26 protein-coding genes (1 of these 26 cut by a window edge) are annotated in these 25,560 nt (G+C 59.9%); 12 read left to right on the forward strand and 14 right to left on the reverse strand.

All coding sequences use genetic code 11. The annotated features are described in order from the left end of the window. The first annotated feature begins 114 nt into the window (after window positions 1–114). The 3 genes from hpt to ONZ54_RS03975 all read left to right on the forward strand — a co-directional run bounded on the left by hpt (window position 115) and on the right by ONZ54_RS03975 (window position 2,444). Complete coding sequence (gene hpt / locus ONZ54_RS03965) at window positions 115–645, forward strand: hypoxanthine phosphoribosyltransferase (protein ID WP_005313207.1); 531 nt, start codon at window positions 115–117, stop codon at window positions 643–645. A gap of 111 nt (window positions 646–756) precedes the next feature. Continuing rightward, the gene (locus tag ONZ54_RS03970) at window positions 757–1,674 is read left to right on the forward strand and encodes an ABC transporter ATP-binding protein (protein WP_005313204.1); all 918 of its coding nucleotides are present in this window, start codon (window positions 757–759) and stop codon (window positions 1,672–1,674) included. After that, complete coding sequence (locus ONZ54_RS03975; RefSeq protein WP_005313201.1) at window positions 1,671–2,444, forward strand: ABC transporter permease; 774 nt, start codon at window positions 1,671–1,673, stop codon at window positions 2,442–2,444. The genes ONZ54_RS03970 and ONZ54_RS03975 overlap by 4 nt, the downstream gene beginning before the upstream one ends. A gap of 50 nt (window positions 2,445–2,494) precedes the next feature. Here the strand turns inward: ONZ54_RS03975 and ONZ54_RS03980 are convergent, their stop codons facing one another. The 9 genes from ONZ54_RS03980 to thpR all read right to left on the reverse strand — a co-directional run bounded on the left by ONZ54_RS03980 (window position 2,495) and on the right by thpR (window position 9,681). Beyond that, on the reverse strand, window positions 2,495–2,848 hold the full coding sequence (locus tag ONZ54_RS03980) for a putative quinol monooxygenase (RefSeq protein WP_021139408.1): 354 nt from the start codon (window positions 2,846–2,848) through the stop codon (window positions 2,495–2,497). Between the two features lie 23 nt (window positions 2,849–2,871). Further along, on the reverse strand, window positions 2,872–3,726 hold the full coding sequence (gene panC / locus ONZ54_RS03985) for a pantoate--beta-alanine ligase (protein ID WP_271787504.1): 855 nt from the start codon (window positions 3,724–3,726) through the stop codon (window positions 2,872–2,874). Between the two features lie 127 nt (window positions 3,727–3,853). After that, complete coding sequence (gene panB, locus ONZ54_RS03990) at window positions 3,854–4,648, reverse strand: 3-methyl-2-oxobutanoate hydroxymethyltransferase (protein WP_005313192.1); 795 nt, start codon at window positions 4,646–4,648, stop codon at window positions 3,854–3,856. A 15-nt stretch (window positions 4,649–4,663) separates the two neighbouring features. After that, entirely contained in the window at window positions 4,664–5,161 is a 498-nt protein-coding gene (folK, locus tag ONZ54_RS03995) for a 2-amino-4-hydroxy-6-hydroxymethyldihydropteridine diphosphokinase (RefSeq protein WP_271788244.1), read from the reverse strand. An 11-nt stretch (window positions 5,162–5,172) separates the two neighbouring features. Beyond that, a complete protein-coding gene (pcnB, locus tag ONZ54_RS04000; protein ID WP_087756442.1) occupies window positions 5,173–6,648 on the reverse strand; it encodes a polynucleotide adenylyltransferase PcnB in 1,476 nt (491 codons plus the stop codon). Window positions 6,649–6,769: 121 nt separating this feature from the next. Continuing rightward, window positions 6,770–7,681, reverse strand: coding sequence for a tRNA glutamyl-Q(34) synthetase GluQRS (gene gluQRS, locus ONZ54_RS04005; RefSeq protein ID WP_271787505.1), 912 nt, complete (start codon window positions 7,679–7,681; stop codon window positions 6,770–6,772). Between the two features lie 113 nt (window positions 7,682–7,794). After that, window positions 7,795–8,244, reverse strand: coding sequence for an RNA polymerase-binding protein DksA (gene dksA / locus ONZ54_RS04010; protein WP_005313182.1), 450 nt, complete (start codon window positions 8,242–8,244; stop codon window positions 7,795–7,797). A 119-nt stretch (window positions 8,245–8,363) separates the two neighbouring features. Then, a complete protein-coding gene (gene sfsA / locus ONZ54_RS04015; RefSeq protein WP_271787506.1) occupies window positions 8,364–9,107 on the reverse strand; it encodes a DNA/RNA nuclease SfsA in 744 nt (247 codons plus the stop codon). A 46-nt stretch (window positions 9,108–9,153) separates the two neighbouring features. Beyond that, window positions 9,154–9,681 (reverse strand): RNA 2',3'-cyclic phosphodiesterase, encoded by a 528-nt coding sequence (gene thpR, locus ONZ54_RS04020; RefSeq protein ID WP_005313176.1) that lies wholly within the window; start codon window positions 9,679–9,681, stop codon window positions 9,154–9,156. A gap of 230 nt (window positions 9,682–9,911) precedes the next feature. Here thpR and hrpB point away from each other — a divergent pair, with 230 nt between their 5' ends. The 3 genes from hrpB to gloA2 all read left to right on the forward strand — a co-directional run bounded on the left by hrpB (window position 9,912) and on the right by gloA2 (window position 15,278). Continuing rightward, window positions 9,912–12,365: an ATP-dependent helicase HrpB gene (gene hrpB / locus ONZ54_RS04025; RefSeq protein WP_271787507.1), complete on the forward strand. Its 2,454-nt coding sequence runs from the start codon at window positions 9,912–9,914 to the stop codon at window positions 12,363–12,365. A gap of 153 nt (window positions 12,366–12,518) precedes the next feature. Continuing rightward, on the forward strand, window positions 12,519–14,834 hold the full coding sequence (gene mrcB, locus ONZ54_RS04030) for a penicillin-binding protein 1B (protein ID WP_265431274.1): 2,316 nt from the start codon (window positions 12,519–12,521) through the stop codon (window positions 14,832–14,834). Window positions 14,835–14,879: 45 nt separating this feature from the next. After that, window positions 14,880–15,278 (forward strand): SMU1112c/YaeR family gloxylase I-like metalloprotein, encoded by a 399-nt coding sequence (gloA2, locus tag ONZ54_RS04035; protein ID WP_265431275.1) that lies wholly within the window; start codon window positions 14,880–14,882, stop codon window positions 15,276–15,278. An 83-nt stretch (window positions 15,279–15,361) separates the two neighbouring features. On the opposite strand, the gene ONZ54_RS04040 is transcribed toward gloA2, so the two are convergent. Together ONZ54_RS04040 and ONZ54_RS04045 are read right to left on the reverse strand one after the other, a co-directional pair. Continuing rightward, window positions 15,362–15,682 carry an SMR family transporter gene (locus ONZ54_RS04040; protein WP_058395897.1) on the reverse strand — a complete coding sequence of 107 codons (321 nt, stop codon included), beginning with the start codon at window positions 15,680–15,682 and terminating at the stop codon, window positions 15,362–15,364. After that, on the reverse strand, window positions 15,679–16,083 hold the full coding sequence (locus tag ONZ54_RS04045; protein ID WP_125729626.1) for an SMR family transporter: 405 nt from the start codon (window positions 16,081–16,083) through the stop codon (window positions 15,679–15,681). The genes ONZ54_RS04040 and ONZ54_RS04045 overlap by 4 nt, the downstream gene beginning before the upstream one ends. A 158-nt stretch (window positions 16,084–16,241) precedes the next feature. Between ONZ54_RS04045 and ONZ54_RS04050 the strand changes: the two genes are divergently transcribed. Next, complete coding sequence (locus ONZ54_RS04050; protein WP_005313161.1) at window positions 16,242–17,123, forward strand: LysR family transcriptional regulator; 882 nt, start codon at window positions 16,242–16,244, stop codon at window positions 17,121–17,123. 125 nt (window positions 17,124–17,248) lie between these two features. Continuing rightward, window positions 17,249–18,829: a DUF3369 domain-containing protein gene (locus ONZ54_RS04055; protein ID WP_271787508.1), complete on the forward strand. Its 1,581-nt coding sequence runs from the start codon at window positions 17,249–17,251 to the stop codon at window positions 18,827–18,829. Window positions 18,830–18,912: 83 nt separating this feature from the next. Here the strand turns inward: ONZ54_RS04055 and ONZ54_RS04060 are convergent, their stop codons facing one another. Beyond that, complete coding sequence (locus ONZ54_RS04060; RefSeq protein WP_058395895.1) at window positions 18,913–19,440, reverse strand: DUF2937 family protein; 528 nt, start codon at window positions 19,438–19,440, stop codon at window positions 18,913–18,915. Between the two features lie 210 nt (window positions 19,441–19,650). Here ONZ54_RS04060 and ONZ54_RS04065 point away from each other — a divergent pair, with 210 nt between their 5' ends. Together ONZ54_RS04065 and ONZ54_RS04070 are read left to right on the forward strand one after the other, a co-directional pair. Beyond that, window positions 19,651–20,361, forward strand: a complete 711-nt coding sequence (locus ONZ54_RS04065) for a phosphatase PAP2 family protein (RefSeq protein ID WP_271787509.1) — start codon at window positions 19,651–19,653, stop codon at window positions 20,359–20,361. Window positions 20,362–20,623: 262 nt separating this feature from the next. After that, entirely contained in the window at window positions 20,624–21,526 is a 903-nt protein-coding gene (locus ONZ54_RS04070; protein ID WP_219598399.1) for a sulfite exporter TauE/SafE family protein, read from the forward strand. On the opposite strand, the gene ONZ54_RS04075 is transcribed toward ONZ54_RS04070, so the two are convergent. Continuing rightward, complete coding sequence (locus ONZ54_RS04075) at window positions 21,441–22,256, reverse strand: hypothetical protein (protein ID WP_271788245.1); 816 nt, start codon at window positions 22,254–22,256, stop codon at window positions 21,441–21,443. The two genes, ONZ54_RS04070 and ONZ54_RS04075, sit on opposite strands and share 86 nt — an antisense overlap. A 208-nt stretch (window positions 22,257–22,464) precedes the next feature. Beyond that, window positions 22,465–23,751 carry a glutamate-1-semialdehyde 2,1-aminomutase gene (hemL, locus tag ONZ54_RS04080; protein WP_005313142.1) on the reverse strand — a complete coding sequence of 429 codons (1,287 nt, stop codon included), beginning with the start codon at window positions 23,749–23,751 and terminating at the stop codon, window positions 22,465–22,467. 235 nt (window positions 23,752–23,986) lie between these two features. Between hemL and clcA the strand changes: the two genes are divergently transcribed. Together clcA and ONZ54_RS04090 are read left to right on the forward strand one after the other, a co-directional pair. Beyond that, entirely contained in the window at window positions 23,987–25,381 is a 1,395-nt protein-coding gene (clcA, locus tag ONZ54_RS04085) for a H(+)/Cl(-) exchange transporter ClcA (RefSeq protein WP_271787510.1), read from the forward strand. 87 nt (window positions 25,382–25,468) lie between these two features. After that, a protein-coding gene (locus ONZ54_RS04090; protein WP_058395891.1) for a DUF6776 family protein crosses the window boundary here: on the forward strand, window positions 25,469–25,560 show its beginning. The gene runs 598 nt beyond the window's last position; 92 of the gene's 690 nt are visible here — the first part of the coding sequence; it begins with the start codon at window positions 25,469–25,471; its stop codon lies off the right edge, out of view.

Raw genomic sequence — 25,560 nt, forward strand, 5'->3', positions numbered from 1 at the left:
AATAAGCCGATAAAAGCATCACGTATGCCTGACGCCTCTCGGCTTGGATGGTAGAATCCTCGGTTTTGACGTTAATGAACGGCCAAATCCCCTTTGGCCATGAGGGAGTAAGTGATGAAACACACTGTCGAGGTGATGATCTCCGAGGCCGATGTTGCCGCCCGGATCGCCAAATTGGGTGAAGAGATCACCGCCCGTTATCAGGGTTCTGACGAAGTGGTCATGATTGGCCTGCTGCGTGGCTCCTGCGTCTTCCTGGCCGACTTGTGCCGCCAGACCCCGCTGCCCATTACCCTGGATTTTATGACTGCCTCCAGCTACGGCTCCGGTATGCGCAGCACCCGTGACGTTCGTATCCTGAAAGACCTAGATGATGACATCAAGGGCAAGGATGTGGTGATCGTCGAAGACATCATCGACACCGGTTACACCCTCAACAAGGTGCGTGAAATCCTGTCACTGCGCGAGCCGAAATCCCTGGCCATCTGCACCCTGCTGGACAAACCGTCCCGCCGCGAGGTGCAGGTGCCGGTGGACTGGATCGGTTTCTCCATTCCGGACGAATTCGTGGTGGGTTGTGGCATTGACTACGCCCAGAAGTACCGCAATCTGCCGTTTATCGGCAAAGTAGTTCCGCAAGAGTAAGCCAGGTCCAGGAAGATCCCGGGCGAGGTGGTCTAGTGCCATCTTCTGTCTGCAGGCGGCCTTGGCCGCCTTTTCTGTATCGAGATGGGATCCGCCATCACAGAGGTTGCAATGAACGCATTGGAAATCAGCGGCCTGAAAAAGACCTATCAGGGGGGCGTCGAAGCCCTTAAAGGCATAGATCTCACCGTCAAGCAGGGGGATTTCTTCGCCCTGCTCGGCCCGAACGGCGCGGGCAAGTCCACCACCATAGGTGTCATCAGTTCACTGGTGAACAAGAGCGCCGGCAAGGTGAAGGTGTTTGGCTACGACATCGACAGCGATCTCGAACAGGCCAAGGCCCAGCTCGGCCTGGTACCGCAGGAGTTCAACTTCAGCCAGTTCGAGAAGGTGAGTCAGATAGTCACCCATCAGGCCGGTTTCTACGGCGTGCCCAGGGCGGAAGCCAAGATCCGCGCCGAGAAGTACCTGCGCCAGCTCGACTTGTGGGACAAACGGGACATGCCGGCCCGCACCCTCTCCGGCGGCATGAAGCGTCGGCTGATGATAGCCCGCGCCCTGATGCATGAGCCCAGACTGCTGATCCTGGATGAACCGACCGCCGGGGTGGATATCGAGATCCGCCGCTCCATGTGGACCTTCCTCAAAGAGCTCAACGAACAGGGCGTCACCATCATTCTCACCACCCACTATCTGGAAGAGGCCGAGATGTTGTGCCGCAACATCGGCATCATCGACAAGGGTCGGCTGATCGAGAACACCAGCATGAAAAACCTGCTGGGCAAGCTGGGCCGCGAGACCTTCATGCTGGATCTGGCACCGGGCTCCGCCGTGCCAAACGTGCCCGAGTTCAACGGCCGCATGCAGGATGAACGCACCCTGGAAGTGGATCTGGAAAAGAGCCAGTCCCTCAACAGCCTGTTTGAGCAGTTGTCTAGCCAGCAAGTGCAGGTGCTGAGTATGCGCAACAAGGCCAACCGACTGGAAGAGTTGTTCGTCAACCTGGTCGAGGAGGGGAGAAAAGCATGAATCTGACCACCTACTACATCGCATTCAAGAGCATTCTGGCCAAGGAGATAAGCCGCTTCACCCGGATCTGGATCCAGACTCTGGTGCCGCCCGCCATCACAATGAGCCTTTACTTTGTCATCTTCGGCAACCTCATCGGCTCGCGCATCGGTGACATGGGGGGCTTCAGTTACATGGAGTTCATCGTGCCCGGTCTCATCATGATGTCGGTGATAACCAACTCTTACTCCAACGTCGCCTCCTCCTTCTTCAGCGCCAAGTTCCAGCGCAACGTGGAAGAGTTGCTGGTAGCCCCTGTGCCCAACTACATCATCATCGCCGGTTACGTGGGTGGTGGCGTGGCGCGGGGTATCTGTGTCGGTCTCATCGTCACTCTGGTGTCGCTGTTCTTCGTGCCGTTGCAGATCCATCACCTGTTCAGCGTCTGCTTCACCGTGCTGCTCACCTCGATCCTGTTTTCCCTGGGCGGCCTCATCAATGCGATATTTGCCAAGACTTTTGACGACATCAGCATCATCCCCACTTTCGTGCTGACGCCACTCACCTATCTGGGCGGGGTGTTTTACTCCATCAGCCTGCTGCCGCCCTTCTGGCAGGGGGTCTCCCAGGTGAACCCCATCATCTACATGGTGAACGCCTTCCGTTACGGCTTCCTCGGTATCTCCGATGTGCCGCTTGGCACCGCCTACCTCATCATCATCGGTTTCATAGTCGCGCTCTATGGGTTGGCCTGGTGGCTTATTTCCCGGGGGACCGGATTGCGGCACTGAGTTGCAACCATGAAAAAGGCGCCTGTTGGCGCCTTTTTACTGCATGAGGGTTAGCCCCGGAGGAGGGGAGCATCATATTGCGCCGGTTCGTCGCTGTAGACGCAGACGTTCCACTTGGCAGCCAGACCATCCTCTGCCAGGCAGTAACGCTCGAAGAAGGATTTGATCTCGGCGCGCTGGCAGTGGGCCTCGAAGCTGGCCATGTCACGCCAGATCTCGTTGAAGACGATGGGGAAGCTCTCCCCTTCGGCAAAGGGGCTGGGGATATGGCGAGTGACAATGTACTGCTGGCAGCCATCTTCCCGCAGCGTGTTTGGCTCGAGCGCCTGCAGCACCTGAAACAGGGCCTGTTCCTGGCCGGGCTTGGGCAGGAACTGGGCGATGCAATAAACCTTCTTGGACATGTAGTTCTCCTGATCGGGGTGGCTCAGGCGCTGAGCGTTACCACTCGGTTGTCGATGAGACGGGCCTTGCCCAGGTAAGCCGCCATCAGGATCACCAGATGCCGGCTCTTGTCGGTGGCCGACTCCAGGGTAGTGGCATCGACGATGTCGATGGCGTCGGTGCGAAAACCTGCGTTGTCGAGACGCTGGCTGGCCTGGGCCACCAGGGAGGGCAGGTGGTGATCGCCTCCTTCAATCTGCTCGGCAATCCAGTTCATGGTACGCGCCAGCTCGGGTGCCAGCGCCCGCTCGGCCGTCGTCAGATAGCCGTTGCGTGACGAGAGCGCCAGACCGTCTTCGGCCCGCACCGTGGGCACGCCGACGATCTCGATGGGCATGGCCATGTCGGCCACCATCTTGCGAATGAGCGCCAGCTGCTGGTAATCCTTCTGGCCGAAACAGGCGACATCCGGTTGTACCAGGTTGAACAGCTTGGTCACTACGGTACTGACGCCACGAAAATGGCCCGGGCGCAGCGCCCCTTCCAGCAGGCCGGAGAGACCCGGCACTTCGACGAAGGTCTGGCTGGCCAGTCCCTGTGGATACATGGTCTCCGGCGTCGGGGTGAACACCAGGTCGACGCCGGCAGCGTTCAGCGCAGCGCAATCCTCTTCCAGCGTACGGGGATAGTTGGCGAGATCTTCGGCCTTGTCGAACTGCATCGGGTTGACGAAGATGCTGACCACCACCTTCTCGGCGTGGCTGCGCGCCTGCTCAACCAGGGTGAGATGGCCCTGATGCAGATTGCCCATGGTGGGCACGAATGCGATGGAACGCCCTTCACGGCGCCAAAGGCTAATCTGTTCACGTAAAACGAGAGGATTGTTAACGACCAACATCAGCAGTGCACCTTCGGATTAATCAAAGAGATATGGGTTAATAAATCAAAGGGATACAGATTAAATCAGCCTGCCATGAATGGCGAAACGGGGGCTTTCGCCCCCGTTGCCGTCCATGAGGCCTGGATCAGTTGAAGCTGTGCTCCGGGCCGGGGAAGGTACCCTCGCTCACCTGTTGCACATAGAGTCGGATGGCGGCATGCATGTCACCGGTTTCGGCCAGGAAGTTCTTGGTGAACTTGGGCACATAACCGGAGGTGATGCCGAAGGCATCGTGCATCACCAGGATCTGGCCGTCGGTGGCCGGGCCTGCACCAATGCCGATCACCGGGATCCGCAGTGCCTTGGTGATGCGCTCGGCCAGGGCGACCGGCACGCACTCGAGCACCAGCAGCTGGATGCCGGCTTCTTGCAGGCAGAGCGCCTGACGGTAGATCTCCTGGGCCTGATACTCGTCACGCCCCTGCACCTTGAAGCCGCCAAACACATGAACGGACTGGGGTGTGAGACCGAGGTGACCACAGACAGGCACGCCGTTGCGGGTCAGGTGGCGAATGCTGTCACACAGCCAGTCGCCCCCTTCCATCTTCACCATGCGGGCACCGGCCGCCATCAGGCGAGCGGCTGTCTGGTAGGTCTGCTCCGGGGTGGCATAGCTCATGAACGGCATGTCTGCGATGATCAGTGCATTGCTGGCACCACGGGCGACACAGCGGGTGTGATAGACCATCTCATCCACGCTGACGGCCAGGGTATCCTGACCCCCTTGCAGCACCATACCCAGGGAATCCCCGATGAGCAGCACGTGGGCGCCCTCATCGTCGAACAGCTTGGCGAAACTGGCATCATAGGCGGTGATGGCGGTGATTTTTTGGTCGTCCTGCTTCATCTTCAGCAGGCTGGCGGTGGTGATCTTGCTCATAACGTTTCAGGGCTCCTAAACGTCTGCACCGGGGGCAATGATGGCAAGATCATTGGTCGGGCAGCGGGCAACCAGTTCCGCGAGCGGGGTGCTGCAGGGCAGCACCAGAGCGGGCGCAATCTCGGCCAGGGGCAGCAGCACGAACTCCCGCTCCTTCATGCCGTAATGGGGAACGACGAGGCGCTCGTGCCCTATGATCTGATCGCCATAGAGCAGCAGATCCAGATCCAGAGTTCTCGGGCCCCAACGCTCATCCTTGCGCACACGTCCCTGTTCCAGCTCGATTCTTTGCAATTGATCCAGCAAGGCCAAAGGGCCTAGCCGGGTCGTCAGCCGGACTACGGCATTGACGTAGTCCGGCTGATCCGCAGGGCCCATGGGGCGGCTGCTATAAAACGAGGAAGCCTGTTGCAACCGGGACTCTGGCAGCGCCGCCAGTGCGTCGACGGCGCGGCTAGCCTGACCCAGGGGGTCAGCCAGATTGGATCCGATGGCAACGAAGACCTCGGTCATGACGCTGGTGGTCACTGCGCCGCTTTCGGTTTGCGACGGCGCGGGCGACGACGGCTGCGACTGTTGCTATCACGTTTCTCGCCGTCACCGCTGCGGGGTTCACCGGCTTGGGCATGCTCGCCGCTGGCAGGGCGGCGGGTTGCTTCCCGTTGCAGTTGCGGGCGTACGTCAGGGTTTGATTCCACATAACGTTCCCACCAGCTGGCGAGCTCGCCAAGGCCTCGCTCGACCCGGTTGCGCAGCAACAGGAAGTCGTAGGCGGCGCGGAATTTCGGGTGCTCCATGGCACGCTCGGGATGACGGCCCTGACGGCGGGTCAGGCGCTGCTGGAGTGCCCAGATGTCGCGGACATCCGTGGTGAAGCGGCGTGGTACTGCGATGATACGTACCTGATTGTCCAGCACCTCGTTGATCGCCAGCATGAAGGCGTCGTGCCAAGGCAGGCCGCTTTCGTTTTCCAGCACGCGGGCACGGGCTTCGACACAGCCCCACAGCAGGGTGGCGTAGAGGAAGGCGGGGGTGACCCGTTTGTCTTCCCGCACCCGGGTGTCGGTATCGATCAGCGCCAGCTCGATGAACTGCTCGAACGGCGAGGTGCCGTGCGGGGTGAACAGGGCGGCCACTTGCGGGAACAGCGGCTGGAACAGCCCGTATTCACGCATCAGCTTGTAGGTCGCCAGACCATCACCAGCCAGGAACAGCTTGAGCGTTTCCTCAAACAGACGGGCGGGTGGAATATCCTGCAGCAGCGGGGCCAGCTCCTTGATGGGGGCGGCGCTGCGTGGGCTGATGGTCATGTCCAGCTTGGCGGCAAAACGCATGGCGCGCAGCATCCGCACCGGATCCTCGCGATAGCGGGTCTCGGGGTCGCCGATCAGCTCCAGTTTGCGCTGGGCGAGATCCTCTATGCCACCCTCGAAATCGTGCAGGGTGAAATCCCGGGCACTGTAGTAGAGGGCATTGACGGTAAAGTCGCGGCGCTCGGCATCCTCTTCGATGGTGCCGTAGACGTTGTCGCGCAGCAGCATGCCTTCATCAGACTGGGCCGATACATGCTTGCTGGTATTGACCTGATGGTGGTGACCCCGGAAGGTGGCCACTTCGATCACGTCACGACCAAAGACGATGTGGGCCAGGCGGAAGCGGCGGCCAATCAGGCGGCAGTTGCTGAACAGCGCCTTGATCTGCTCCGGCGTTGCGTTGGTGGCAATGTCGAAATCCTTTGGCGTTCTCCCGAGCAGAATATCCCGGACACCTCCGCCGACCAGGTAGGCATCATAGCCACCCTTGTTCAGGCGATAGAGCACCTTGAGCGCATTCTCGCTGATCTCTTTGCGCGAGATAGGGTGCTGGTCACGGCTTAAAGTACGACGCTGCCCGGTTACGTGGGCTGGGATGGGAGACTCCACCGACTGCTCGCCGTCTTCCTTGCCGAGCACCTTGCGGCAAAAGTTTGCGATCTGGGAAAAAATGGTACACCTCTTCATGACTTCTAAATTGACGGGAGGCCAAAAAATAGCGGCCTATCATAGCTCAGGCCTGACCAAATGAAAAACGATGTGCTTCATTCAACAATTTCAGGCTTGGCTAAATAAAAATTTGTACTGTCTATGTCAGAGAGCCTAGGCTGATCTTCTCTCTGGATGGGACTTGGTCGAGCCGCCAGTGGGCAATGCCCCAGCCGATAATCTCGTCAATCCTGCTTGCCATCAGCTCGGGTGGCGGGCATTGACCGAGAAACGTGAGTGCCTGCCACAGGGCTGGCCTGACCTCGTCCAACGCCAGTGCCGGAGCATGGTTCTGCTTCGACAGTTTGTGGCCATCCGCCAGCACCGCCAGCGGCAGGTGTACCCAGGCGGGCACGTTTGCCCCCAGGGTCTGGTAGAGGGCAATCTGGCGCACCGTGGGCTCCAGCAGATCGGCGCCGCGCACTATCTCAGTGATGCCGCAGTCCATGTCATCTACCACCACAGCTAGGTTATAGGCATAGAGGCCGTCCCGGCGGCGGATGATGAAGTCCTCATCGGCAAGACCGGCGGGCACAGAGATGTGTCCCTGCAGCGCATCGTCGAAATGGTAGACGGGATGGCGCTGGCGCAGCCGGGCGGCGCAACCTTCTGCCGCCAGCCCCAGTGCGCGGCAGTGACCGTTGTAAAAGCCGCCGCCTGCCATGATCTCGCGCCGGGTACAGCGGCACCAGTAGAGATCCCCTGCCTGATAGAGCTGCGCTATGACGTCGTCATAGCGGCCGTGGCGCTGGCTCTGGTACATCACCTCCCCATCCCACTCCAGGCCATGGGCCTCCAGTGTCTGCAGGATAAGAGGGGTGGCACCGGCCATCTCCCGTGGCGGATCTATATCTTCGATCCGCACCAGCCAGCGTCCTTGTTGCGCCCTGGCCTGCAAGAAACTGCCGAGCGCCGCTATCAGGGAACCAAAGTGGAGCGGGCCTGACGGGGAGGGAGCAAAGCGGCCTATATAAGGGCGAGTCTGGGGAGACGGGACTGTATTCACGGACATGGCAATTCGGGCAAACGGTTCATTGAGGCTGCATTCTGGGACGCCCCAGCGAAAAGCTCAATAAAAAAGGGAGCCTGCAAGCTCCCTTTTTTCAGTTATGCCAGTGGTCGGTATCAACCGGCCATCTGTTTTTCCTTGATTTCAGCGAGTGTCTTGCAGTCGACACAGAGGTCGGCTGTTGGACGGGCTTCCAGACGACGGATGCCGATCTCGATACCGCAGTGTTCGCAGTAACCGAAGTCATCGTCTTCGAGCAGCACCAAGGTCTTCTCGATCTTCTTGATCAGCTTGCGCTCACGGTCGCGGGTACGCAGTTCAAGAGCGAACTCTTCTTCCTGCGCGGCACGATCCACGGGATCCGGAAAGTTGGCTGCCTCATCCTTCATATGGTCAACGGTGCGGTCAACTTCCTGCATCAGTTGATTGCGCCAGGCTCCCAGGATCTTGCGAAAATGTGCCTTTTGTTGGTCATTCATGTACTCCTCACCCGGTTTTTCCTGGTAAGGCGCCACACCCGCAACGGCCAGGGGGCCCAGAGATTTCCTGTTTTCGCCTGTTGGCATGCCCTGTCTCCTAATTCAGCACGCTACCCGTGCCATCCATAAATTGAGGGCGACATCTATAGCAGAAGGGTAACGCGTAGGCAAACAAGCCGTACCAATTATGTTACCCACACCTACATTTATTCGCTGCCCTCGGGTAGCAGGTGACAAGATTCAAACGGGATAAAATCTTGGGCCACCATGCTCTGCACCCCAACATGGGGTCGATAGCATAAAATTTCAACCCCTGCCGTAATTGCTTGCTCAATAAGCAGACTATAGTGCGGATCTATGTGTGCTGCAGGGCGCATTCTCACTATTCCGGAGTGTAAAACCATAAATAACAGCACGGCTCTGTGACCTGCTGCCTTCATGACCATCAATTCACGCAAGTGCTTGGCACCGCGGGAAGTGACCGCATCGGGAAAGTAGCCCATGCCGGGCTGCTCCCGCTCATCGAGCAGGGTTACCGACTTGACCTCTATGTAGCAATCCGGCTTGCCGTCATCTTCCAGCAGCAGGTCGATGCGACTGTTTTCTTCGCCATATTTCACCTCGGTGCGCAGCCTTGCATAACCGGTGAGCGGAGCCAGTGCCCCTTGTTCGATCAGCTCGCGGGCTATCTGGTTGGCGCGCGCCGTGTTGACGCAGATGAAGTGGCCCGCCGGGCTCTCGGCGATCTCCCAGCTATGGGGCAGCTTGCGCTTGGGATTGTCGGAGGTGGAGTACCAGACCCGGGTACCAAGGTCGGCGCAGCCGGTCATGGCGCCGGTATTGGCGCAGTGAATGGTGATCACCTCACCATTGTCGAGCTGCACATCGGTCAGGAAGCGCTTGTAGCGGGAGATGAGCTGCCCGGACTGCAGGGGAGGATCGAAGATCATGGTGCGGTTCTCTCTTTTATAGGCAGGAAGCGAGGGCGATCGACTGTCACGACGCCATCTTCTCTCTGGCGCGCAGGGGCCAGCAGGCGAGAGGTTCATAGCGAACCCCGTCCTGCGTCGTGACCGACTGATAGAGGCAGAAGTGGTCTGCCTGCAACACAAAGTCAGGTGCTGGCAGATCTGCGGGTGCCTCGCCCGCCTTGCGTGACAGAGTCACATGGGGGCGGTAACCCTGTTCCCCATTGCCCAGCCCCAGCTTTTCGCCGTGACGGCGCAGCGCCCTGGCCAGTACATTGAGCTCGTTGGGCCATGCTTTGGGGCCCACCCAGGCCGCCTTGGCGCGGCTGAACCAGCCGGTTTCATCGAGGGTGATGACAAGGGGTGGACAGTGCTGACGCTCGGCGGCGGCCATCAGGCGGGCAGTGGTGACCTGATCCGCTTCACCCAGAAAGGCCAGCGTCAGGTGGAGGTTCGCTTCAGGCACAGGTTGGCCGGGCCAGGGGCGCTGATCACGCCAGTCGATTAGCTCGGGGGCGAGCTGTTGCAGGGGCAGGGCAAAGAAAAGTTTGGCCATCTTGGTGAGGATGCCTTTTTACGCTCATAACATGACGCCATTCTATGGCAGCCATCGCTGCCATGTCTCGCCATCCTGTTATCCCGTTCATATCTATGGCTCGAGTGGGATGACGGCCATGATGATCATCTTGCCGTCGCCTGTGCCGGCGACATCTGCTCACGGTGGCCGCGAATGCTATGGCAGAATGGGCGCCGTTTTAAGGTCGCTAACGTAAGGTGTTTGCCGCTTTGTCCCAACTCCCCATTGTTTCGGTGCTGCCAGCGCTGTTTGCCGCCATCGATGCCCATGCCAGCGTGATCCTGCAGGCCCCTCCCGGCGCGGGCAAGTCAACTCTGCTGCCGCTGGAGCTGGTGCGCCAGAACCGGCTGCCCGGTCGCATCATAATGCTGGAGCCCCGTCGGCTGGCGGCGCGCAATATCGCCAGCTTCCTGGCTCGCCAGTTGGGGGAGAAAGTCGGGGAGCGCATCGGCTTGCGGGTCCGGGGCGAGAGTCGTACCAGCGCCCGGACCCGACTCGAGATTGTCACCGAGGGGGTGCTGACCCGGATGTTGCAGCAGGATCCCGAGCTCAGCGGCATCTCCCTGGTCATTTTCGATGAGTTCCACGAGCGCAGCCTGCATGCGGATACCGCGCTGGCGTTTGCCATCGAGAGCCAGCAGGGGCTGCGGGATGATCTCAAGCTGCTCATCATGTCTGCCACCCTGGATGGCATGGCGCTCGAGAGTCTGCTGCCCCATGCTCCCGTCATCCGCTCCGAAGGGCGCGGCTTTCCCATCGACTACCACTACCGTCCCGCCAACCGTCAGCAGTGGTTGGATCCTCAGGTGGGCGCAGTGGTGCTGGAAGCGCTGGCCAGCCATACCGGCAGTGCTCTGGTGTTCTTGCCAGGCCAGGGGGAGATAGAGCGGCTGGCGCAATGGCTGGAGGGGCGCTTGCCGGATGACGTGCGCCTGGCCCCCCTCTATGGCCGCCTCGACATGGCGGCCCAGCAGGCCGCCATCGAGCCGGCTCCTGCGGGTCAGCGTAAGCTTGTGCTCACCACCAATGTGGCTGAGACCTCCCTTACCATCGAAGGCATCAGTTTGGTCATCGACAGCGGATTGGAGCGGCGTGCCAGCTTTGATCTGAAAAGCGGCGTCACCCGGCTGGAGACCCGCCAGATCGCCAGGGCGTCGGCCACCCAGCGGGCGGGCCGTGCTGGCCGTCTCGGTCCCGGGGTCTGCTACCGACTCTGGAGCGGCGAGGTGCAGGAGCGGCTCGCCGAGCAGAGTCCGCCCGACATTCTGACCCAGGAGCTGACCGGTCTGCTGCTGGATGCCGCCCAGTGGGGAGCAAAAGTAGAGAGCCTGCCACTGCTGGACATGCCTCCCGCCGCCGCCGTGGCCAGCGCCCAGCGGCTGCTGGTCAGCCTGGGCGCTATGACGCTGGAGGGGGAGCAACAACTTACCCCCGTCGGCCGTGCCATGGCGGCGTTCGGTACGCACCCCCGGTTGGCGCGCATGCTGCTGCGAGCCCGCGAGCTGGAAACAGAGGGTCTGACAGGGATTGTCGCCGATGCGGCTTTCCTGGTGGCGCTGCTGGAAGAAGATCTGCGAGGATCGGAGCGCCTCTCCGTGCTGTTTCATCGCCGACAGGGCGCCCTGCGTCAGGGGGCGGCCCGCTGGTTTGAACGGCTTGGCGCCCGTCCTGCCAATGCGCAGGGTCAGTGGCTCGGGCTGCTCTGCGCCCTCGCCTGGCCGGATCGGATCGGCAAGTTGCGCAGTGGCAGCCGCTATCAACTCAGTGGTGGGGTGAGCTGCGATCTGGTAGAAGGTCATCCATGCCAGGGACAAGGGGCCCTGATCGCCATCGAGATGGGGCAAAACGATCGTGGCAGCCGCATCTTCATCGCCGAGCCGGTGGAGCTGGACGAGCTGGCGCGCCAGCTGCCGGAGCTGGTAAGCGAGCGCCAGTGGTTCGACTGGGACGAGCGGGAGGAGCGGGTACGGGCCGAGCGCCAGCAGGTGATCGGCGAACTGGTGCTGAGCCAGCGGCCGCTGACCGACCTGACCGATGAACAGAAGGGGCGCTGTTTGCTGCAGGGCATACGTCGCAAGGGGCTGCATGTGTTGCCCTGGGATGAGCAGAGTGAAGGGCTGCTGGCCCGATTGCGTTGCGCCCGCGACTGGCTGCCGGATGATGGCTGGCCTGCCATGGACGACGAAAGCCTGCTGGCGGGCCTCGAGGAGTGGCTGCTGCCTGCGGTGAGTGGCATGACCCGGCTGGAGCAGCTAAAAAGGCTCAATCTCTGCGACGTGCTGCGTCAATCCTTGTCCTGGCCGCTGCCCAAACGGCTGGATGAGGCGCTGCCGAGCCATTTCACGGCACCGACCGGCAGCCGGGTACGCATCCGTTATCAGCCGGGCCAGGCGCCGGTGATCCCGGTGCGTATTCAGGAGATGTTCGGGCAAGGCACAACCCCGTGCGTGGCAGATGGACGGGTGGCGCTGGTGGTGGAGTTGCTCTCCCCGGCCCAGCGGCCGCTGCAGATCACCGCCGATCTCGCCGCCTTCTGGGCGGGCTCCTACGCCTTGGTAAAAAAAGAGATGAAGGGGCGTTATCCCCGCCACTACTGGCCGGATAACCCGCTGGAAGCCATGCCAACCAAGGTCACCAAGAAGAAGATGGGATTGCAGGATTAACCTCTCCCATTAAGGTCAGAGCCATATCAGGGGTCTGACAACAGAGTAAAAACGAGTTCAGGGACGAAAGCCTTGGTTTTCGTCGGGTCGACGGCATGGGTCGACCGGTAATCATGCCCGCGATGGCGATATAACGAATAGCAAAGAGGATTCATGGCAACGCAACGACGCAAGCGCACCCCCAAGAAGGTGGCGCCCAAACGCACCATCTGGCGCAAGCTGTTCTGGCTTGGCTTCAAGCTCTCCCTGGTGGTGGCGGCCTTCATGGTGGTATTTGGCATCTATCTCGATACCAAGGTGCGCGAGCGCTTTGACGGGGAGAAGTGGCAACTGCCGGTGATGGTTTACAGTCGTCCGCTGGAGCTCTATCCCAGCCAGCGCCTCTCCCAGGCCCAGATGCTGCGCGAGCTCAACATGCTGAGCTACAAGCAGGTGCGTCAGCCCCATACTCCGGGCGAGTACGCAGTGAGTGGCAATCGTATCGAGCTCATCCGCCGTCCATTCGCCTTCCATGACGGCGCCGACGGTGCCCGTGGCCTGCGCCTTACCTTCAGCGGCGCTCGTCTGGAAGGGATCCAGTCGCTGGAGAACCAGCGTCAACTCGGTTATGCCCAGATGGACCCGGTACTGCTCGACCGCCTCAATACCGAGGATCGGGAAGATCGTCTGCTGGTGCGCATCGCCGAGGTGCCGGACAGCCTGCTCATCACGCTGCTGACCACTGAGGATCGCGACTTTTACCAGCATGGCGGCGTCTCGCCGGTGGCCATCATGCGTGCCATGGTGGCCAACGTGCTGGCCGGTCGCACCGTGCAGGGGGGCAGTACCCTGACTCAGCAGCTGGCCAAGAACTTCTTCCTGACCCGCGAACGCAGCCTGTGGCGCAAACTGCAGGAAGCCTACATGGCGGTGCTGATTGACTACCGCTACAGCAAGGACGAGATCCTGGAGGCCTATCTCAACGAGGTCTATCTGGGGCAGAACTTCTCCCAGGGGGTGTATGGCTTCGGGCTCGCCTCCTACTTCTACTTCGGCATTCCGGTCAACGAGCTGGACATAGATCAGGTGGCCCTGCTGGTGGGGCTGGTGAAGGGACCCTCCTATTACGATCCCTGGCGCTTCCCGGAGCGGGCCAAGGCTCGTCGTGATCTGGTGCTCAAGCTGCTGATGGATCACGGCAGCCTGCAAGCGGCCGAGTACGAGCTGGCCAGCAAGCAGCCGCTCGGCATCATTACCCGTGGCCAGATGAGCTATGGCCGCACCCCGGCCTTCATGGGCCTGCTCAAGCGCGAGATCCAGAGCCGTTTCGGGCCTGATCTGCTCAAGCAGTCCGGCCTCAAGATCTTCACCAGTCTGGATCCCATCGCCCAGCATGCCGCCGAGCAGGCGGTCGCATCGGGACTGGCACTCATCGAGAAGCAGCGTGGCAAGAAGAAGCTGGAGGCGGCCATGGTGGTCTCCGACTGGCACAAGGGTGAAGTGGTTGCACTGGTGGGTGGCCGGGATCCGCGCTACGCCGGTTTCAACCGGGCGCTGGATGCCCGCCGGCAGATTGGCTCTCTGGTCAAGCCTGCCGTCTATCTGACCGGCCTCTCCAACGGCCTGACGTTGGCGAGCCCGCTCAAGGACCAACCGATCCGCATTCGTGGCAAGGATGGCCAGATCTGGACACCGCAGAACTATGATCGCAAGTTCCGCCAGAGCGTGCCCTTGATGGATGCGCTGGCCAGCTCCCTCAACGTGCCAACTGTCAACCTGGGTCTGCAAGTGGGGCTGGAGAAGGTGGTGGACACATTGCACAAGCTGGGGGTAGAGCAGGAGATCCAGCCCTATCCGTCGCTGGTGTTGGGGGCTGTGGCGCTCTCCCCCATGGAGGTGAACCAGATGTATCTGCCCATCGCCAACCAGGGGATGACCCAGCCCTTGTCGGCCATCCGCGCCGTGGTCAACAGCGATGGCAGTGCTCTCTATCAGCATGATCAGACCGCCAAGCGGGTCACGGACGAGCAGGCCAGCTGGCTCACCTTGTTTGCCATGACCAAGACGGTGAGCCAGGGCACGGCCCGCTCACTCAACGCCAAGTTCCCCGGCGCCACCATGGCGGGCAAGACAGGCACCACCAACGAGCTGCGTGACTCCTGGTTTGCAGGGCTGGACAACAACGAGCTGGTCAGTGTCTGGGTGGGGCGTGACGACAACACGCCGGCGGGGCTGACAGGCTCCAATGGCGCCCTGCAACTGTTTAGCGGTTACATGGGCCAGCGTGGCGTCAACAGCCTTGCCATCAAGATGCCGCAAGGGGTGAGCTGGGCCAACTTCTCCCGCGCCAGCGGGGCCAGAGTGGCCAGCGATTGCCCGGGCAGTCTGCAGGTGCCTGCCAAGCTGGCCGGGCTGGCCGAGCCCATGAGCTGCAGCAGCCCATCGCCACGCAGCGCACTGGATGACTGGTTCGGTGGTTTCTTCAACTGATAGATGAAACGGGCAGCGCAGGCTGCCCGTTTGACTGGAGTCCTTATGTCTTTGCCATTGTTTGACGCCATCCACCATGTGGCCATCATCGCCAGCGACTATGACCGCTCGCGTCACTTCTATCACCAGGTGTTGGGACTGCCCATCATTGCTGAAACCCTGCGTGAGGCGCGCCAATCCTGGAAGCTGGACTTGGGGCTGCCCGATGGCAGTCAGCTGGAGCTGTTCAGCTTTCCGGCCCCCCCTGAGCGTCCCTCACGCCCGGAGGCCTGTGGCCTGCGCCATCTGGCGTTCAGGGTGAGCGACCTGGACAGAGTCGTGCGGCATTTGCAGCATCATCAGATAGAGGTGGAGCCGGTGCGGGTGGATGAATTGACCGGCAAGCGTTTTACCTTTTTCGCCGATCCAGACGGTCTGCCGCTGGAGCTGTACGAGGTTAGCTAGCGTTTCTGTGATGCCGTCGCTACCAGTAAAAAAGCCGCCCAGTCTGTGACCGGGCGGCTTTTTTCATTGTGGGGTCAAGTTCATCAAGCCGTGGTCAGCAGCGCCACTGCGACAGCCATGACCACTATGCCGACCCAGCCGATGGGCTTGAGGCGCTCGCCAAACAGCAGCAAGCCACCAAGCGCCGTACCGAGAATGCCGATGGCACCCCAGGTGGCATAAGCGACAGCAAGGTCAATCTTGCCGGTACCCACGGCTTCGGAGAGCAGGGTGAAGGCGCAGAGCACCAGCAGAATACCGAAGAAACCCCAACCCTTGTGGCGAAAGCCCACCGAGCGATTGATTGCCATGTTGGCGCCAATATCCAGCAGGGCGGCGCCGAGTATGATGACTATCGGGCTCATACCGCACCTTCAATCTTGACGGGGGCAATGGGTCTGCGGCGATGGGGGGCCGGATCATCATGGGTCTCACCCATTGTCACCATAACAATACCCACTATTGCCAATGCCAGACCGATCAACTCCTGAGTGTTGAGGTCATAACCCAGGAACAGGATGGAGATGATGGTGATCAAGCCGATCCCCAGTCCTTCCCACAGGGCAAACGCAATACCAATGGAGATTGTTTTGGCGGCTTTGGCCAACAACATGTAAGAGACGGTGATCAGGATCCACATCGGCAGATAGTTGATCCAGCCGGCATCATTGGCGGGGATCATGGCCATGCTTGAGGTGCCCGCGACCTCGGTGAAAATGGCTGCCGTCAAAAATATTCGGGCTAAAAGCATTCGACTGAGTAACATAAAATTTCCTTCTGTGGCTGAGACGGATGAGAGGATAACCCTAGTGATACTTGAGTCAGGAATCGCTGAGCGTCGGTTATTCAGACGCTAATGGTTTGCCTTGCTAAACGGAGGCGAGGTAATGTGAACATCGGATATTCTGCCATCAGCCCACTGTCATGAAGCTTTATCAGATACAACTCTTTGTCGAATCAGCTAACAGTGGCTCCATTGCCAACACGGCTCGTCGTCTTGGCAAAAGTCGCAGTGCGGTCAGCACGGCGATTGCGGCGCTGGAGGTAGAGCTTGGCGTCGAACTTTTTGAACGGGGGGCCAACCAGAGTCGATTGACCGAGATCGGTGAGCTGGTGCTGGATGATTGCAAGCGGCTGTTGCAGGCTGCCAACAGCCTCAAGCTCAAGTGCGAGCACTATGCCTCCGGTGCCGAGGTGGCGCTGCGGGTGGCGCGGGATGATGCCATTCCCGAGCTGGTGTGGCGCGACATGCTGGGGGCGCTGCGCCGCCAGTTTCCCGGTACCAGTATCTCGCTGGTGCTGGCTTCTCCCCCTGAACTGCCAGCGCTGGTGGAGGAGGGATTTGTCGATGCCGCCTTCGGTCTCATCACGGAGGAGCAGGAGCGCAGCGGCCTCAATATCGATGTGCTCAATCCTATCCGCACCCTGATGGTGGTGGCACCCAGCCACCCGCTGGCCAGTCTGAAGCGGGTATTGCAGCAGGATTTGACCGGCCATACTCAGGTCACCCTCTCCTACGTGGACGAATTTTCGGTCAAGAGCCTGCTCCCTATAGGGGGTCAACATATAGGTCTGTCGAGCTTCGAACTGATGCGGGATGCTGTGCTGGATGGACTGGGGTGGGCCGTGCTGCCTTCCCCCTTGATCCAGAGCCAGCTGCGGCAGGGGGAATTATTGACCCTGAAGCACAAATTCAGTCTGCAGTGGCGTGACTACGGCGTCTATCTGTCGGAAAACGCCTATCATGGCAAGGTACTGGCGTGGTTGAAGAAGGCGATTCAGGCCTACCTTGAACCTTTTGAATAAGCTGGCAAGCGTCATGCCTTCTGGCCATTGGCGAGGGGGACAACGCAGCGGGTTCTTGTGATCCATCACGGCCTGATGGTACATACTGTCAATACACTCATGCAGCGCCTGGAGGCGTGAACGATATGAGCAGTGCCCAAGACAAGGACGAAATCTGGCTGGATGACGACATCATAGAGCTGGATGATGATGAGGCCGTGGTGGTCAAGGCGATCAACCCCTGGAAGGTGCTGATCGTGGACGATGAACCGGACATTCATCATGCTACCCGATTGGCGCTTTCCAACATTCAATACAAGTCCCGCCCCCTCGAACTGCTCAATGCCTACAGTGGCGCCGAAGCGGCTCAAATGCTGCTGGCCAATCCACGTATCGCCCTCATCTTGCTGGATGTGGTGATGGAGACCGAAGATGCCGGTCTACGACTGGTACACCAGATCCGCAACGAGATGCACAACAGCCTGGTGCGCATAGTGCTGCGCACCGGCCAGCCTGGTCAGGCCCCTGAGCAGCGGGTGATCCTCGATTACGACATCAACGACTACAAGACCAAGACTGAGCTGACGGTGCAGAAGCTTTTCACCACTGTCATAGCGTCTTTACGCTCCTACGAGACTCTCTGCGCCATCGACAAGAGTCGCCAGGGGCTTGGCAAGATCCTGGAAGGCGCGGGGGATCTCTATCATCTGTACTCCCTGCGGGAATTTGCCTCCGGCGTACTGAAGCAGATCAGCGCCATTCTGGATGTCGGCACTGAAGGGGCCATCTGCGTCGAGCGCAGGCCCGATTCTCAGGAACTGGAAGTGCTGGCGGCCACAGGTGACTATGAATCTCTGCTCAATGGAGTATCCCTTGCTGCCTTTCCTGCGTTGAACGACTCTGTGATGAGTGCGCTTGCCAACCGTCGAAACCGCTTCGAGCACCCGCAAGATGCCCTCTATATTGCGGCCCAGAATGGTCGCGAGTTCGTGCTCAATTTCACGCCGACCCAACCTCTCGATCCTCTGGAGTGCGATCTGCTGGATGTATTTTGCCAGCGGATTTCGGCTGCTTACGACAACCTCTATCTCTACAACCAGCTGCTGCGTGCCCAGGAGGCAACAGTGGTGGCGCTCGCTGCGCTGGCGGAGTTTCGTGACTCTGATACCGGTGAACATGTGCTGCGAGTACAGAAACTCTCCGATGCCATAGTGGCCGAGATGCAGCAGGCGGGTGCTTACCCCAATGAACTGACTCCCGGCTTTGTCGACATGATCGGCATGGCCAGCATATTGCACGATGTCGGCAAGGTCGGCACACCGGACCACATTCTGCACAAGCCTGGCCGGTTCGAGCCGGATGAGCGGGTCATCATGGAGCAGCATGCAGACATAGGGGCCAGCATATTGCACAAGGCGGGCGAGATGGTGGAAGGCACCAGCTACCTGTCGCTGGGGGCTGAGATTGCCCGTGGTCATCACGAGCACTTCGATGGCAAGGGCTACCCGGAGCAGCTGGCCGGCCAGCAGATCCCGCTGTCGGCCCGTATCGTGGCCGTGGTCGATGTGTTTGATGCTCTGCTCAGCAAGCGCCCCTACAAGGAGCCCTGGTCGCTGGCGCAGACCATGGAATATATCCAGTCCCGCTCCGGCAGTCAGTTCGATCCTCATGTGGTCCAGGCGCTCAATCGGCTGGTGACGGAGTCGCGATTGCCATACGAGTTGTGAGCGTGACAGTGCTGGCGAAAAAATAGAAGGGGCCATCAGGCCCCTTCTGTTTTGGTCTCTGTAGCGATTTTTATAGGTTGCAGTTAGCGCAGGGCATGGCGCGATCTCGGTTGGCGCTTTCGAAACGGCAACAGTATGAGGCCGAGCAACAGGTCTCCCAGCAAGGCCGCGATGAACCCCACCGACATGCCACATATGATGGCGGACTGTTTGAGCGGCACCAGATAGCTGTAGTTTTGCATAGTATCTTGCCAGAGTTGGGGATCGGCGCGCAGCAGCAGGTGTGTCAGCTGCTGATACCAGGGATGATCCTTGAAAGCACTCTCCTGCAACAGCATCTGCTGCTGGCTCACCAGGTGTTGCAGACTGACGGCATCCCGGGCGAATACGGGGTCCGGGTTGGTGCGATAGTGGTTGACCAGGGCGGTCAGATCGCCGTTGAAGTGCTGATCCGCCGTGCCCTGAAATGGCACCAGGCTGAGGTTGGCCTGTTGCAGGCGTGCATCCAGCCGCTGGTAATAGAGGTCGATCAGACCCGGTACCTGAACGCCGGCCAATAAACCCAGGGCAAACAGCATAATGCGAAGGTAGCTGCGCATATTCCTCATCATCTCGTTAAAAAAGAGCTCTCATACTAGCTGCAAGCCTGGTTCAGACCAAGGTAGTGTTCCGTCATCCAGTGGACCTTGTGTCGATATGGCGGCTTCACAGCCCGGTTGTAATAGCGCCTTGTCCGGTTATCCCCTCTCCAATGTTAAGGATTCAAATCGCGCCCATTATGTTCTAGAATGCCGCGTTTTTTCCGGGAGAGGAGAGTCTGCATGAACAAGTTCGTGCCGTGCTATTTGATTGGGGGCCTCATTGCCATCAGTTGGGCCGCCTTGCCTGCCCATGGCCCCTGGGATCAGTGGGATCTTGCCGTCTTTCATCTGGTCAATGGCTGGCTGGGCCAGTCTTCGTTGTGGGCCGATGTGGTGGCCGTGACCAATAATCGTCTGTTTGATCTGGTCGTATTGGGCTGCATGGGGCTCATCCTGGCGATGTGCTTCTTCCGTTCTGAGGATGGGGATCGTCGTCGCCTTGTCGCCATGGGGATCGTCATGTTGTTGGGGGCACTGGTTATCAACCAGTTTGGTCACCTGCTGCCGGTCAGTCGTCCCAGTCCGACCCTGACCGTTGCGGATGCACTACGAGTCACCCAGCTCAGCGCGATCCCGACCAAGGATTCCTCCAGCGACAGTTTCCCCGGCGATCATGCCCTGTTTTTGATGATCTTTGCCGGTTTCGCCCTGCGTTATCTGCCACGCTGGGCAGGGGTGCTGGCCATCTTGATGGTGCCGCTGTTCTCGGCGCCCCGTATTTTGTCTGGTGCCCACTGGTTGACGGATGTTTATGTTGGCGCCTTGGGCCTGACCCTGCTCTGTTTGCCCTTGTTGTTGCTGACGGGGCTGTCGGATGCGATGATCGGCTGGCTTGCCTCCCGGCTGCCTCTTTGGCCACGACGGCGCAGTACCGGGCATCCGTCCGATTAATATCAAAAAAAGAAGGTCGGTTTACACCGGCCTTCTTTTTGGCTACTGCCCATCGATGACTGTGGTCGTCGCGAAATGACCATGACTACCACCGATGGCCCCAGGCCTGCTGGCCCTCTTGGATAAGTATTAGCAGAGTCATTCGAACGCGCTTGCTCGAGCTTTATCCAGACAATCGTTTGCATGGGGGCGTGATTGATTCTGGTCAGGACTTTTAATTTCCGCTGCCTTAGAATCGCCGGCCCTTGCAGGAGAGGTCGGTATGCTAATTAATCTTTTACGCCTGATATTCATCATGTGTGCCCTGGCGTTCGTTTTCATGCTGGTACGGGCCTGGTGGCATAAACGGCAGCAGGGCTCACTGGAGCCAACCCCGTTCTGGCCTGTGGCCGCCATCGGATTTGTTGCCAATTTTCTCGATACCCTGGGGGTTGGCAGCTTTGCCGTGAAGACAGCCTGTTTCAAGCAGTTCAAGTTGATCGACGATCGGCTGCTGCCCGGTACCCTCAATGGCCAGTGCGTGCTGCCGACGGTTGCCCAGTCCCTCATCTTTATCGGCGTGGTCAAGGTGGACCCGATCACGCTCATCAGCATGATGGTGGCAGCCGCCGCGGGGGCTGCCTGGGGGGCGCGTCATGTGGCTTCATTTGATCGTCAGACCATACGGCTGGTGATGGCGGTCTCTCTGCTGGTGGTGGCCGGCCTCATCTTTGCGGGCTTGCTGGGTCTGTTCCCCCTCGGCGGCGATGCCATGGGGCTGACAGGTTACAAGCTGGGAATTGCCCTGCTCGGCAATTTCATCTTCGGGGTCTTGATGAATGTGGGGATCGGGCTGTTCGCCCCCTGCATGACGCTCGTCTATCTGCTGGGGATGAACCCCATGGCGGCGTTTCCCATCATGATGGGATCCACCGCCGTGCTCAGCGTCTTCTCGGCGGGCACCTTCATTCGCAAGGGGGCCTTTGATGCCAGGGCCGTGCTGGCGGTGGCAATTTTTGGCCCCATCGGCGTGGTGCTGGCTGCCCTGCTGGTACAGTCCATGGACATGGAAATGTTGAAGTGGCTGGTGGCCTTTATCGTCATCTACACCTCCTGGACCATGTACGCCTCCTGGCGGGCAGAGCGACGCAAGGCTCAACCCCGGCTGGTGGAGATCGCAGGTTAGCCTGGACCAGTGCCGCCTCGGCTTTGGCCCCCAGAAACACATAGAGCCCCAGTGCCAGCAGCAGTCCCACTGCACATCCCATCACACCCACCGCAGGCCAGAGCAGTTCGCTCTGGCCAAGCGACCCCTTGAACAGCAGCAACAATCCCTCTATGGAGACCGCAATCAGGATGGCGGCGATAAAGCGGGTGATGGTGCGGCGAACGGCGCTGTGGCGAAAGATGTCCTTATGCAGCAGCACCTCCTCCTCCAGAATCGTCTTGCCCAGATCGAATACCGCCAGCGCCAGGGTCAGGAATATGATGGCGCTAAAGGCACCTAGCTGGTTCTGCTGCTCCCCGCACAGCAGCAGATAGAGCTGCTCCAATCCATGCCATATCAGGGTGGCGACGATGAGAAACAGCGCCATGCTCAGCACCACATAGACAGCCTTGAACCAGGGCATGGCGCGGCGCCGCTCACGATCGCCCATCAGCCAGGCAATCAGCTGATTGAGGCAAAGTGTCAGTTCCCGACCATGACCCTGCACAACCAGACGTAGCTGTGCCTGTGGCGCGGGTACGGGGGGGAGGATCCTCGCAGACTCACGGCTCTGGCCTATGGTCAGAATAAAGGGGTAGCCCTTTAGGGAATCACGGGGGGCGGTGAGCAGTCCCAGCAACAGGGGGGCCAGTTCGGTTTCGTATTCCTGATAGCGCCGCAGCACATCGATGGGGCTCATCTCTGCCATATGGACCTCGGTCAAGTGGGCTCCTGCTGAAGATTTGCAAATAGTGGGCCCGTTTTATGACAGGGATGGTATGGGATATTGCACCAGGGGATGACAAAACAGAGGGGGTGAGCAGATAGCTGCACCAGAAAGAGGCGCTGGGGGAAGTCAGACACATCAGATAGAGAAAAGGGCCCGCAAAGGGCCCTCTCGTTAATCTCTGGCTGGATTAACCCGCCAGTTTGGCGAAGCTGCGTTCGGCGGCGGCCAGGGTATGTTCGATCTCCTTGTCGCCGTGGGCCAGTGACAGGAAGCCTGCCTCGTAGGCACTCGGCGCCAGGTAAACACCCTCTTCCAGCATCAGATGATAGAAGCGCTTGAAACGTTCCATGTCGCAGCGGGTAACCTGCTCATAGCGGGTGATCTCCGGCTCGTCGGTAAAGAAGAAGCCGAACATGCCGCCCACATAGTTGATGGCGAGCGGGATACCGTGCTTGGCGGCAGCGGCTTTCAGCCCCTCGGCAACCCGGGCAGTCTTGGCATTCAGCTGCTCATAGAGCCCCGGCTCCAGCAGCAGATCCAGCATGGTCAGGCCCGCGGCCATGGCGACCGGGTTGCCGGAGAGAGTACCCGCCTGATAAACCGGACCGGTCGGGGCTATATGCTGCATCACCTTCTTCTTGCCGCCGAAAGCGCCAACCGGCATGCCGGCACCGATGATCTTGCCGAGAGTGGTAAGGTCCGGGTCTATGTTGTAGTAACCCTGAGCACCACGCAGCGAGACACGGAAACCGGTCATCACCTCGTCCAGGATCAACAGGGCACCGAACTCGTCGCAGATGGTGCGCAGCCCTTCCAGAAAACCGGGCACAGGCGGGATGCAGTTCATGTTGCCGGCGACCGGTTCGACTATGATGCAGGCGATATCACAACCGTATTGGGTGAAGGCTTCCCGTACTGAATCGAGGTCGTTGAACACGCAGGTCAGGGTGTGTTTGGCAAAGTCGGCCGGCACGCCCGGGCTGTTGGGCTGACCCAGGGTGAGGGCGCCGGAGCCGGCCTTGACCAGCAGGGAATCGGCGTGGCCGTGATAGCAGCCTTCAAACTTGACGATCTTGTCGCGACCCGTGTAACCGCGAGCCAGCCGGATGGCGCTCATGGTTGCCTCTGTGCCGGAGTTCACCATCCGCACCTGCTCCATGGAAGGCACAATCTGGCGTACCTTCTCGGCCATCAGCACTTCGATCTCGGTGGGCGCACCATAGCTCAGACCCTTCTCCACTGCCTTGATGACGGCAGCCTTGATGGCCGGGTGGTTGTGACCGAGCAGCATGGGGCCCCAGGAGCCGATGTAGTCCACATAGGCCTGACCATCCACGTCATAGAGGTAGGCACCATCGGCGTGATCGATGAAGCGGGGTGTACCGCCGACCCCATTGAAGGCGCGGACTGGTGAGTTGACGCCACCGGGAATGGTCTGGCGGGCCTGTTCAAACAGCTGATCTGATTTTGACATGGATCATCCTTAATGGGATTTTGGTCGTCGCACAGGCGCAGGCGGCCTATTGCGGCTCGGCAGCTAGGGGGAGCTGGAGTATGCTTTGCGCTCTCGTTACCTGGCCCAGGCCTGCCCCGTGCTAAATGAAACGGGCCGACTATAGCAGAAAGGCTCTGTGCTGGGCAGCCGGGCTGTCTGCTAGGTGCTCCTCACCAGGCAGACAAATGTGGTCTTTCCAACATGGTGCAACAAGATGGCACAACAAGTTATCTCCTCTTCTGACGCTTCCTCTTATCCACGCAGCCCCGCCTTGCTGCGCATGATCCATCAAGACAAGATGCCACTGCTGGTGTTATTGCTAGCGGCCCTGGTCGGTACCTTGGCAGGGTTGGTGTGCGGACTGTTCGAATCCGGTGTGCACTGGCTGGCCGAGCAGCGACTCGAGCTGCTGGCCGACCGCACCTGGTGGCAGCTCGGTCTGCTCGGATTTGGCTTCAGCGCCTTGTTGGGTTTTGTCGGTTACTTTCTCACCCATGCCTTTGCTCCGGAAGCGGGCGGCTCAGGGATCCCTGAAATCGAAGGGGCCATGGATGATCTGCGTCCGGTACGTTGGTGGCGGGTGCTGCCGGTCAAGTTCTTCGGCGGCATCTGTACCCTGAGTTCCGGCATGGTGCTGGGACGGGAGGGACCCTCGGTGCAGATCGGTGGCAACCTTGGCAAGATGGTGGCGGATATCTTCCGGCTACCCAAGGAGCATGGTCATGCTTTGCTGGCCGCCGGTGCCGCGGGTGGTCTGGCCGCCGCTTTCAATGCACCGCTGGCCGGGATCCTGTTCGTGATGGAAGAGATGCGACCCCAGTTTCGCTACTCCTTTCTGGCCATCAAGGCGGTAGGGATCTCCGCCATCATGGCAACCCTGATGCTGCAGAACATGAAAGGGCAGGGGGCGGTGATCACCTTGCCCCACTACGATGCTCCTGCACTGAAGGCGCTTTGGCTGTTCCTCTTTATGGGGGCTATCTTCGGGGTGCTTGGTTTTGTCTTCAACAAGCTGGTGCTGGCCTGCCAGGATGGCTATCTGGCACTGCACCAGAACAAGCGTCATCGCTTCGTGGCCATCGGCATGCTGGTGGCGGGGACCTTTGGCGTACTGTCGCTGTTTGCGCCATCGGTGACAGGCGGAGGGACAGAGCTCATCCCCCATCTGATGGGCGGAGAGTATGCAATGGCGACCCTGTTCCTCATATTCTCTGTACGGCTGGTGGCCACTCTTATCTGCTTCTGCTCTGGCGCCCCAGGTGGCGTGTTTGCTCCGACTCTGGCCCTTGGCACCCTGTTTGGTGTGGTGTTTGGTCATCTGTTTCATGCGGCTTTTCCGGAGCTTGGTATCGAACCCGGCGCCTTTGCCATCGCCGGCATGGGGGCCTTGTTTGCCGCCACTGTGCGTGCTCCCATCACGGGGATAGTGCTGGTGACCGAGATGACCGATAACTATCAGCTGATCCTGCCCATGATGATCACCACGGTCGGAGCAACTCTGGTGGCCCAGTGGCTGGGGGGGCGCCCCATTTATTCCCAGATCCTGGAGCGAACTTTACGGCTTGCTGCGCGTCAAAAGCGGGGAGACAGCGGCGCGACTGCCAGTTAACTCCTTGTATGTCAGCGCGAATCCGGTTGGGTCGCGTATAGTGAAGGGAGCATGGCCGCTGTATGGCGTAGTAACAAAAGAGGCCTTATGTCCCAGATATTGAAGTTGTTGACTGTGCTGTGCGTGGGGGCGCTCATCGGTTATTTCGTCGGCAATCGACAGGAGCTGGCTCAGAGCAG

The sequence above is a fragment of the Aeromonas salmonicida genome (genome assembly GCF_028355655.1).
Classification (GTDB): Bacteria; Pseudomonadota; Gammaproteobacteria; order Enterobacterales; family Aeromonadaceae; genus Aeromonas; species Aeromonas salmonicida.

Coding starts and splice junctions, on each gene's coding strand:
- panB (WP_005313192.1), bottom strand. CDS start 4,648: ATGAGCAAGATCACCACCGCCAGCCTGCTGAAGATGAAGCAGGACGAC.
- gloA2 (WP_265431275.1), top strand. CDS start 14,880: ATGTCTTTGCCATTGTTTGACGCCATCCACCATGTGGCCATCATCGCC.
- ONZ54_RS04040 (WP_058395897.1), bottom strand. CDS start 15,682: ATGAGCCCGATAGTCATCATACTCGGCGCCGCCCTGCTGGATATTGGC.
- folK (WP_271788244.1), bottom strand. CDS start 5,161: ATGACCGAGGTCTTCGTTGCCATCGGATCCAATCTGGCTGACCCCCTG.
- hpt (WP_005313207.1), top strand. CDS start 115: ATGAAACACACTGTCGAGGTGATGATCTCCGAGGCCGATGTTGCCGCC.
- ONZ54_RS04070 (WP_219598399.1), top strand. CDS start 20,624: ATGCTAATTAATCTTTTACGCCTGATATTCATCATGTGTGCCCTGGCG.
- ONZ54_RS04060 (WP_058395895.1), bottom strand. CDS start 19,440: ATGATGAGGAATATGCGCAGCTACCTTCGCATTATGCTGTTTGCCCTG.
- ONZ54_RS04075 (WP_271788245.1), bottom strand. CDS start 22,256: ATGGCAGAGATGAGCCCCATCGATGTGCTGCGGCGCTATCAGGAATAC.
- clcA (WP_271787510.1), top strand. CDS start 23,987: ATGGCACAACAAGTTATCTCCTCTTCTGACGCTTCCTCTTATCCACGC.
- thpR (WP_005313176.1), bottom strand. CDS start 9,681: ATGGCCAAACTTTTCTTTGCCCTGCCCCTGCAACAGCTCGCCCCCGAG.
- mrcB (WP_265431274.1), top strand. CDS start 12,519: ATGGCAACGCAACGACGCAAGCGCACCCCCAAGAAGGTGGCGCCCAAA.
- sfsA (WP_271787506.1), bottom strand. CDS start 9,107: ATGATCTTCGATCCTCCCCTGCAGTCCGGGCAGCTCATCTCCCGCTAC.
- panC (WP_271787504.1), bottom strand. CDS start 3,726: ATGTTGGTCGTTAACAATCCTCTCGTTTTACGTGAACAGATTAGCCTT.
- ONZ54_RS04045 (WP_125729626.1), bottom strand. CDS start 16,083: ATGTTACTCAGTCGAATGCTTTTAGCCCGAATATTTTTGACGGCAGCC.
- gluQRS (WP_271787505.1), bottom strand. CDS start 7,681: ATGTCCGTGAATACAGTCCCGTCTCCCCAGACTCGCCCTTATATAGGC.
- dksA (WP_005313182.1), bottom strand. CDS start 8,244: ATGCCAACAGGCGAAAACAGGAAATCTCTGGGCCCCCTGGCCGTTGCG.
- ONZ54_RS04050 (WP_005313161.1), top strand. CDS start 16,242: ATGAAGCTTTATCAGATACAACTCTTTGTCGAATCAGCTAACAGTGGC.
- ONZ54_RS03970 (WP_005313204.1), top strand. CDS start 757: ATGAACGCATTGGAAATCAGCGGCCTGAAAAAGACCTATCAGGGGGGC.
- ONZ54_RS03975 (WP_005313201.1), top strand. CDS start 1,671: ATGAATCTGACCACCTACTACATCGCATTCAAGAGCATTCTGGCCAAG.
- ONZ54_RS04055 (WP_271787508.1), top strand. CDS start 17,249: ATGAGCAGTGCCCAAGACAAGGACGAAATCTGGCTGGATGACGACATC.
- pcnB (WP_087756442.1), bottom strand. CDS start 6,648: ATGAAGAGGTGTACCATTTTTTCCCAGATCGCAAACTTTTGCCGCAAG.
- ONZ54_RS04065 (WP_271787509.1), top strand. CDS start 19,651: ATGAACAAGTTCGTGCCGTGCTATTTGATTGGGGGCCTCATTGCCATC.
- hemL (WP_005313142.1), bottom strand. CDS start 23,751: ATGTCAAAATCAGATCAGCTGTTTGAACAGGCCCGCCAGACCATTCCC.
- ONZ54_RS03980 (WP_021139408.1), bottom strand. CDS start 2,848: ATGTCCAAGAAGGTTTATTGCATCGCCCAGTTCCTGCCCAAGCCCGGC.